General features: G+C 34.5%; 6 protein-coding genes. 5 read left to right on the forward strand and 1 reads right to left on the reverse strand.

Going from position 1 to position 9,515, the window contains the following annotated elements; all coding sequences use genetic code 11:
- Positions 1-14: 14 nt before the first annotated feature.
- Entirely contained in the window at positions 15-2,540 is a 2,526-nt protein-coding gene (locus tag H599_RS0111625; RefSeq protein WP_026714299.1) for a glycoside hydrolase family 31 protein, read from the forward strand.
- A gap of 252 nt (positions 2,541-2,792) precedes the next feature.
- Here the strand turns inward: H599_RS0111625 and H599_RS0111630 are convergent, their stop codons facing one another.
- Positions 2,793-3,653 (reverse strand): AraC family transcriptional regulator, encoded by an 861-nt coding sequence (locus tag H599_RS0111630; protein WP_026714300.1) that lies wholly within the window; start codon positions 3,651-3,653, stop codon positions 2,793-2,795.
- A gap of 113 nt (positions 3,654-3,766) precedes the next feature.
- Here H599_RS0111630 and H599_RS0111635 point away from each other — a divergent pair, with 113 nt between their 5' ends.
- The 4 genes from H599_RS0111635 to H599_RS0111650 all read left to right on the forward strand — a co-directional run.
- The gene (locus H599_RS0111635) at positions 3,767-4,582 is read left to right on the forward strand and encodes an SDR family oxidoreductase (RefSeq protein WP_026714301.1); all 816 of its coding nucleotides are present in this window, start codon (positions 3,767-3,769) and stop codon (positions 4,580-4,582) included.
- 12 nt (positions 4,583-4,594) lie between these two features.
- Complete coding sequence (gene uxuA / locus H599_RS0111640) at positions 4,595-5,803, forward strand: mannonate dehydratase (protein WP_026714302.1); 1,209 nt, start codon at positions 4,595-4,597, stop codon at positions 5,801-5,803.
- A 294-nt stretch (positions 5,804-6,097) separates the two neighbouring features.
- Entirely contained in the window at positions 6,098-8,557 is a 2,460-nt protein-coding gene (locus tag H599_RS0111645) for a glycoside hydrolase family 2 TIM barrel-domain containing protein (protein ID WP_026714303.1), read from the forward strand.
- Between the two features lie 14 nt (positions 8,558-8,571).
- On the forward strand, positions 8,572-9,515 hold a 944-nt coding region (locus H599_RS0111650), incomplete at its 3' end, for a glycosyl hydrolase 115 family protein (RefSeq protein WP_026714304.1).

The following is a 9,515-nucleotide window of genomic DNA, read 5'->3' on the forward strand; positions in this document are numbered from 1 at the left end:
AAATAAACTTAGTTATGCGTAAAACCACTATTTATTTGATTCTTATTCTTTTGTTGATAAAGAATACTGTTAGCGCCCAAGATATTGGAAAAGGAAATCAAACTTTAGGCAATTGTTCTTCTTATACAACAAAAAATAATCAGCTTATCTTTAATTGTGAAAACAATGCGAAAGTATTGTTGCAATTTTGTAGCGGACAGGTAGTAAAAGTTTGGATTTCAGCGGAGGGTACTTTTAAGCGAAATAATGAATCTTTTGCTGTAATTAATGAAGATTTAGGTTGGACAGGGAATATTAATGTCAATGAAGAAACTTCAGCTTACGAGGTTTTTACAGAACAATTGCGAATAAGAGTGCAAAAAAATCCTTTTAAATTGCAAATTTTTGATAAATACCAAAAGTTGTTATTTAATGATTTTAATGATAAAGGATTTGTTAAGCAAGGCAAGCATATTGCAACTTATAAAACATTAAAACCAGAAGAGCAATTTTTTGGTTTAGGAGAAAAAGCCGGAACATTAAATCGGCGCGGAAAGAGTTATAAAATGTGGAATAGTGACCAACCTTGTTATGGTGTAAATGAAGATCCGCTTTATAAAAGCATTCCCTTTTTTATGAGTACTAATCATTACGGGATTTTCTTTGATAATACTTATAAAATAGAGTTTAAGTTTGGAAGTGAATCCAACGATTATTATTCTTTCGAAGCAGCATCTGGAGAAATGATTTATTATTTCATGTATGGGGATGATTTCAAACAAATTATTCAAAATTATGTTGCTTTAACTGGAAAACCAATCATGCCGCCTAAATGGGCTTTGGGTTTTTCGCAATGCAGAGGAAATTATACAGAACAACAACAAGCCAAAGAGATTGCTGCTGAGTTTAGAAAGAGAAAAATTCCTTGCGATATTATTTATCAGGATATTGGTTGGGTTGAAGGACTTCAGGATTTTGACTGGAAGAAAAACAATTATCAAAACCCAAAAGATATGGTCAAACAATTAGGAGAACAGGGATTTAAAATGATTGTTTCTCAGGATCCTGTTATTTCTCAGGCCAATAAAAAACAATGGGAGGAGGCTGATACAAAAGGTTATTTTGTTACAGATATCCGTACTGGTAAGAGTTACGATATGCCTTGGCCTTGGGGTGGAAATTGTGGGGTAGTTGATTTTACAAAGACAGAAGTAGCCGATTGGTGGGGTAATTATCAGCAAAAGCCTTTAAGTGATGGCGTGCGTGGATTTTGGACAGATATGGGTGAACCCGCCTGGAGTAATGAAGAAGATACAGATCGCTTAAATATGAAACATTATTTAGGGATGCATGATGAAATTCATAATGTGTATGGCTTAACCTGGGATAAAGTAGTTACTGAACAATTTTATAAGCATAATCCCAATAAACGCATCTTTCAAATGACAAGAGCTGCTTATGCAGGATTGCAGCGATATACATTTGGTTGGTCGGGAGATTCCGGGAATGGTAATAACGTATTGGAAGGGTGGAGCCAATTTGCGAATCAAATTCCGGTTGGACTTTCTGCCGGAATGGGTATCATTCCTTTTTGGACTTCAGATATTTCCGGATATTGTGGAGATATTAAAAATTATGATGCTATGGCAGAATTGTATGTACGTTGGATGCAATTCGGTATTTTTAATCCTTTGAGTAGGGCACATCACGAAGGTGGAAATGCTGTTGAGCCTTGGCTTTTTGGAACTGAAGCTGAAAATATTACCAGAGCTGCAATTGAGCTAAAATATAGGTTATTCCCTTATATCTATAATTATGCCCGCGAGGCACATGATAGCGGTATGCCTATAATGAGAGCTTTGTTTTTGGAATATCCTAATGATACGGAAACCTATAATTTAGACGGACAGTTTCTTTTTGGGAGGGAATTACTGGTTGCACCGGTAGTTGAAAAAGAAGCCACTACAAAAAAACTATACTTACCCGAAGGAGATTGGATAAATTATAATGATGGAAAAACTCATTATAAAGGGAAACAATGGATTACGGTTGAAGCGCCATTAAATGTGATACCAATGTTTGTCAAAAAAGGAGCTGTTATTCCAAGTATGCCTGTTATGCAATACATACACGAAAAACCTAATTATCCCGTTAGTTTTGATATTTATCCAGATAAAGTTGGAAAAGAATCTTCCTTTGTTTTGTACGAAGACGATGGAGAAAGCAGGGATTATGAAAAGGATATTTATTGTAAAACTAAAATTAGTGCTCAAAGCAAAACTTCGGCTTATACAATTCATTTGAATGCCAGAGAAGAAAAGGGATATAAGCCATCAGGAGCAAGAAACTATATTGTAAAATTGCATAGTGGTACTAAACCTAAATCGGTAATGGTGCATTCTTCAAAAATTAAGAAAGAGAAAACAGAGATTTTACTTCAAAATGCAGATTTAGTAAATGAAAAGATTACTTATAGTTGGGATGAAAAAGAAGGTATTGTTTATGTTAAATTACCAGATACCGGTCAGGATTATCAAATAGAAATTAGCTACGTATTATAAAACCATTTTGATAATCAAATGGTTAGAATCCTGCTGGGATAATATAACAGAACATCCAAACCATTATATATTAGAAGTTTAAAGATTTTGCGTGATTTTATAAATATTGAAAAGTGGTATAAAAGGAAAAACCCTGCAAATCAAACGATTTGCAGGGTTTAAATTATTAGAATACTAAAGAAAGAGCTTTCCTTGTGAGGCTCTTTCTATTTTTTAGAATTGTTTCATTCAGGGTTAAAGCATCTAAAATAATTAATTCTTTAACATCGTTTTTCGATATTGTGAAGGCACGTATCCCATATTTTTTTTAAATGTTTTATTGAAATGTGAAATAGTATCAAAACCGCATTGACTACTTAACTGAGAAATACTAATGTCTTCCATTAATAATAATTTGCAGGCATAACCAATTCGCATATCCAATATATAGTTTTTAAAAGACTTACCTGTTTTACTTTTAAAATACCGACAAAATGCAGCTGCATTCATAGCTGCAAAAGAGGCGATTTCTTCAAGGCTGATGTGTCGGGTGTAGTTTTTATTCAAATAAGAAATTATTTTGTCAATCCTTGCCGTATCATAAATGGTTTCGTTGATAAAATCAGAAGTCGAAATAATTTGCCTGTTATCAGTTTCCGACATTTCTTTCAGTATTTCCAAAAAAAGCATTAGTTGGTTCAAACCGTTTTCCAAAGGCAATTTTGCTAATAAATCCTGTAGTTTAGCTGAAGAAAAGTAAATCCCTCTGATAGAATCCTGCAATAATTTTTTGATTTTGATAAAATGCGGATAATGATTAATCGCATAATACATAAAATCTTTTTCAAATTGAATGATGGTGCCTTTCACTCTTAAGTCAGTATTTCCGGTATGGTAAATAGCATCACTTTTCAAAAAGTGGGGTAAATTAGAACCAATAAGCAATATATCGCCCGCTTGATATTGAGCGATGTTGTTACCTAAAAATCGGGTTCCTGTACTTTCTTTAATGTAAATTATCTCATATTCAGAATGAAAATGCAAAGGATATGAAAAATGTTCATAGTCAAAAAAACGGACTTTTAAAGGAAAAGACTTCGAAATAGGAAGCCTTTCGTTCATAATATCTTTCATAGATTACTTTTATAATTTGCAAAAATAGAATCAGTGTATGCAAATTTAGGAAATAAAATTAGCTTTACTTCTCTTTAAATTTGTATTTCTATTAATCTAAAAATAAAGAAAATATGAACGATACGTTTAGTATTGAAGGGAAAGTAGCAATTGTTACCGGTGGTGGCGGAGTACTTGGCGGAAGTATTGCAAAACACTTAATCAGTACAGGATGTAAGGTAGTTGTACTGGATATCAGAGAAGAAAATGTAAATGATTGTGTTGAGGAACTGAAACAGTTGGGTGGCGAAGCTATTGGTTTTGTTTCGAATGTTTTGGATGTTGAAGAAATGAAAGAAACCAGAGCAAAAATAGTGGAAAACTGGGGAACAATTGATATCTTAATCAATGCAGCAGGAGGGAATATGCCGGGTGCAACATTAACTGAGGAACAAACTGTTTTTGATATGAAAATTAGTGATTTTGAAAAAGTAACTGATTTGAATTTGAACGGAAGTGTTTATCCTTGCATTGTTTTTGGTGAAGTTATGGCTAACCAAGGGAGCGGAAGTATAATTAATGTATCTTCCATGGCAACTTTATCAGCTATAACAAGAGTTCCGGGTTATTCGGTAGCTAAGAGCGGAATTGATATTTTTACAAAATGGCTGGCAATGGAATTAGGAACTAAATTTGGAGAAAAAGTGAGAGTAAATGCAATTTCTCCGGGATTTTTTATCGGTGACCAAAATAGAAGAGTATTAATTAATGAGGATGGCTCTTACACTGAAAGAAGTAAAAAAGTATTGGCAAGAACACCAATGAAACGTTTTGGAGATATCAATGAATTGAACGGAATTGTTCAGTTTTTATGTTCAGATGCGGCAAGTTTTATAACAGGAACTATTATCCCTATTGATGGAGGTTTTAGTTCTTTTAGCGGAGTTTAAAAAAATAATAAAATGGAATTAAAAAAGACATTAAGATGGTTTGGGGCAAAGGATCCTATTAGTCTGGAGCAAATTAAACAAACAGGAGCAACGGGAATTGTTACCGCTTTGCATCATATTCCAAATGGCGAAATTTGGTCAGTAGAAGAGATTTTGAAGACTAAAAATAATATCGAATCCTACGGACTTACATGGGATGTGGTTGAAAGTTTGCCTGTTCATGAAGATATTAAGAAAGGAAAAGCCAGCCGCGACAGAATTATTGCTAATTATAAGGAAAGCGTTAAAAATTTAGGGAAATGTGGCGTAACAACCATTTGCTATAATTTTATGCCGGTATTGGATTGGGCACGAACCAATTTGAATTATACGCTCGAAAATGGTACGGTAGCAATGTATTTTGGAGCCGATTTATTCGCTGCATTTGATTTATTTATTTTAGAAAGACCAAATGCTGCTAAGGATTATTCCGAAGAGCAAATTAAAAAAGCGGAAGCTCTCTATCAAACGTTAACCAAAGAAGATGCCAGAGCTCTTGCTTATAACATTATTGTTGCTACCCAGTCTTTTATTGACGGAGCTGTGGGAGAAGATGAAAAAGAGCCCATCAAAATATTTTTAAAATTATTGGCTGAATATGACGGAATTGATAAAGATAAATTAAGAGAAAATTTTGCTTTTTTCTTAAGTGAAGTCATTCCTGTTGCTGAAGAATCAGGCGTTAAATTAGCGGTACATCCTGATGATCCTCCTTTTCCATTATTAGGATTACCACGTATTATGAGTTCAGGAGATGATTTCGAATGGTTGTCTACTGTTTGTCCGTCTTTACATAACGGAATTACTTTTTGTACCGGTTCATTAGGAGCGAGAAAAGACAATAATTTGGCTGAAATTTTCAGAAAATATGCTGAAAGAGTACATTTTCTACATTTAAGAAGTACTAAAATATTAGACAACGGCGATTTTTATGAAACAGAACATTTAGATCCAACAGTAGATTTACCGGGAGTAATGAAAGCTATCGTAGAAGAGCAAATCAGAAGAAAGTCTGAAGGAAGAACCGATTATAATTTGCCTATTCGTCCGGATCACGGACATAAAATGTTAGACGATTTTAACAGAGCAGGAAATCCTGGTTATCCATTAATTGGAAGGTTAAAAGGACTGGCTGAACTGGCAGGACTCGAAATGGGAATTCGTTATTCGATTCTTAAGTAAAAAATAAAAGGAGTCGGGAGTTCGTTATTTTGTGTCAAAAAGTTAATCTCATTCAGATTAGAAGGAGATAAATACTAATTCTAATTCATCATGTTTTGCATCAAAAATTAGGGGGCAAAACATTGATTATAAGTGTATTTTATAAAATGTCTTATTTTGATAAGCATTGGCAATATATGATAATACCCAAATTAAGGCTTAAGTTAATTTTGAAAAAAATATAGACTTGGGACTACTTCTTTAGTTTATTTTTTTAAAATCAAAAACATATTTATTGAACTTTTTTAATTCGAAATGAAATTAACAATTACAATTAAACACATTCTGTTTTCTGTTTTATGTGTTGCATTATTATTTCCGGCGTATTCCCAGAAAAAACAACAGGTTGATATATCACGAAAAGTATTATTCGATAACGACTGGCATTTTTATAAAGGAAGTGTAAAAAACGCACAAGATCCATCTTTTAATGACAGCGCATGGAGATTATTGGATTTACCTCATGATTGGAGTATTGAACCTATGCCAAATCAAAAGAAAGATTCTGTAGTAGGACCTTTTAGCAGGGCAAGTGTTGGCGGATTTGCTACCGGGCAAACTGTGGGTGGTGAAGGCTGGTATCGAAAAACATTTGTTATTTCTCCAAAAAATAAAGGACAACGACACGAATTGTACTTTGAAGGGGTCTATAATCAGGCTGAAGTTTGGGTAAATGGTCAAAAAGTGGGACAAAATGTATATGGTTATTCGAGTTTTAGATTTGACATCACTCCATTTTGTAATCCTGCTGGTCAGCAGAATGTGGTGGCTGTAAAAGTTTTGAATGAGGGTAAAAATTCCCGTTGGTATTCCGGTTCCGGGATTTACCGTCATGTGTGGTTATTGCAGACACCGCAAACTTATATTGAAGATTGGGGAACTTTTATTACCACAAAAAAGATAGCAAATAATCAGGCAGAAGTTGCCTTATCAACAACTATAGTTGAAGGAAATGCTAAAAATGATGATTTTACAGTCATAACTACTATCGTTGCTGCTGATGGAAAAAACGTGGGGCAAGAGTCGCAGAAAATCAAAATTAATAGTAAAGCGAAAAAAGAAGTTCCGTTTATCATAACGATTAAAAATCCTTCTTTATGGTCAATAGAAAAACCTAATTTGTATGAAGCAAAAATTGCACTTTGGGAAGGGAAAACAAAAATAGATGAGTTAGCTATTCCATTTGGAATCAGAACTATTGAATTTTCTGTAATCGAAGGATTTAAATTAAATGGTGTGAAAACATTATTAAAAGGCGGTTGTGTGCATCATGACAACGGACTTTTAGGTTCGGCAGCTTTTAACAGAGCGGAAGAACGAAAAATAGAATTATTGAAAAAGAGTGGTTTTAATGCTATTCGAACTTCTCATAATCCTATGTCGGAAAGTTTTTTAGATGCCTGTGACCGATTAGGAATGTTAGTTATCAATGAAGCTTTCGACCAATGGAAAAAGAAGAAAAACGCTAATGATTATCATCAGTATTTTGAGGAATGGAGTGCCAAAGATATTCGCTCATTGGTATTGAGAGACCGAAATCATCCTTCTGTGATTATGTGGAGTCTGGGGAATGAAATTCCGGAACGCATTACCGATGCAGGAAGTGAAACGGCCTTGTATTTGAAAAATGAAATTTTAAAATACGATACAACGCGACCTATTACTGCCGGGGTTAACAAACATTGGGATAAAGAACACAAAAACATGCTCCCGTTAGATAATGCCTTAAAACATTTAGATATATCGGGTTATAATTACATGTGGCGTTTTTATGAAGAAGAACATGCTAAAACTCCTGATAAAGTGATGTTCAGTAGCGAAAGTGTGGCTACAGAAGCTTCTGAAAACTGGGATAAGGTAGAAAAATTACCGTATGTAATAGGCGATTTTATCTGGACAGCCATGGATTATTTGGGAGAGTCAGGTTTAGGCAATTCTTTTGAAGTTGATCCTCAGGAAAACGTGCATCAGTTTATGGGCTGGCCCTGGTACAACGGCTGGTGTGGTGATATTGATTTAATTGGAGTAAAGAAACCACAGTCCTATTACAGAGATATTCTTTGGAGAGAAAAAAAGATTAGCATGGCAGTAGAATTGCCTGTTGCCGAAGGAAAGATAAAAAAGGTGAGTTTTTGGGGCTGGCCTGAAGAATCACTTTCGTGGACGTTTCCAAATATGGAAAACAAAGAATTGAATGTTAATGTTTATTCTCGTGCTCCAAAAGTAAGATTGTATCTTAATGACCAATTAATTGGCGAAAAAGAAACGAATGCTCAATATAAAACCGGGTTTAAAGTGCCTTACAAACCAGGTACATTAAAAGCGGTAGAATTAGTTGATGGAAAAGAAGGTGCAAGTACGCTGTTACAAACTGTGGGTACCGCTGCGGCTATAAAATTAAAAGCAGATCGTGCGACTATAAAAGCGGATGGTCAGGATCTTTCCTATGTTTTAATTGAATTGACTGACCAAAATGGAAATACGATTCTTGATGCCAATCAGCAAGTTGTAATTAGTTCTAAGGGAGCGGGTAAAATAATTGGTTCAGGGAATGGGGCACCAACAGATATGGCCAGTTTTGGTTCACTTCAGCCTTCTTTGTTTAAAGGCAGGGCGATGGTAATTATAAGGGCTGGAAAAGAAGCAGGGAAAACAGAATTGATTGTTACTTCAAATGGAGTTCCAACTGCAACGATTGTCATAAATTCACTTTGATTTAAATAAAAGATATGAAAAATTTTATAAAGTTTTTTTGTCTGATTTTGTTTGTAAATAGCATTCAGGCAACGAATAGTATCATCAAAATTAAGAATATTGATCCTTCGTTTGAAATCTATACAGCTAAATTTCAGGCGGTAATTTTATATGATAAAGAAGGTTCTCCACTTGATTCTATTGCTGCTCATTTATTAGCAGAGGATATTTACAAAGTAACCCATTATAAACCTAAGGTGATTACCAATAGTAAGGATGCTGAAGGGAATGTAATTGTTATAGGAAGTATCTCTTCTAAGCTGATGAATCCATTTATTGATAAAAAGTTGATAAAAGGAAACTTTTCAAATCAATGGGAAAGTTATCTCTATAAAACGATTCTTAATCCCAACAAAAAGATTAACAAAGCTTTTGTTATTGCCGGTACAAATCCAAGAGGAACGGCTTATGGGGTTTTTGAATTATCCAAAAAAATAGGAGTATCTCCGTGGTATTGGTGGGCTGATGTGCCTGCTAAAGAGCAAAAAGAATTGGTACTGAATCAAAATGATTTCCAGTCCAAAGAACCTTCCGTGAAGTATAGAGGAATCTTTTTAAACGATGAAGATTGGGGATTGCAGCCTTGGGCGGCGAAAACATTTGAGCCGGAAACAAAAGACATTGGTCCAAAAACCTATGCCAAAATTTTTGAATTGTTGTTGCGATTGAAAGCCAATACCATTTGGCCAGCCATGCATTCCAGTACCAAAGCTTTTTTCCATTACCCGGGTAATGCAAAAATGGCAACTTTATATAATATTGTGTTGGGGACTTCACATGCCGAACCGATGTTGCGCAATAATGTTGACGAATGGAATGAAAAAGTTTTTGGAAGATTTAATTACAAAACCAATAGCGATAAGGTTTTCAAATATTGGGAAGACCGTGTGAAAGAAGCCAAAGGAATAGATGGAATTTA

The organism is Flavobacterium daejeonense DSM 17708 (assembly GCF_000425425.1).
Taxonomy (GTDB): domain Bacteria; phylum Bacteroidota; class Bacteroidia; order Flavobacteriales; family Flavobacteriaceae; genus Flavobacterium; species Flavobacterium daejeonense.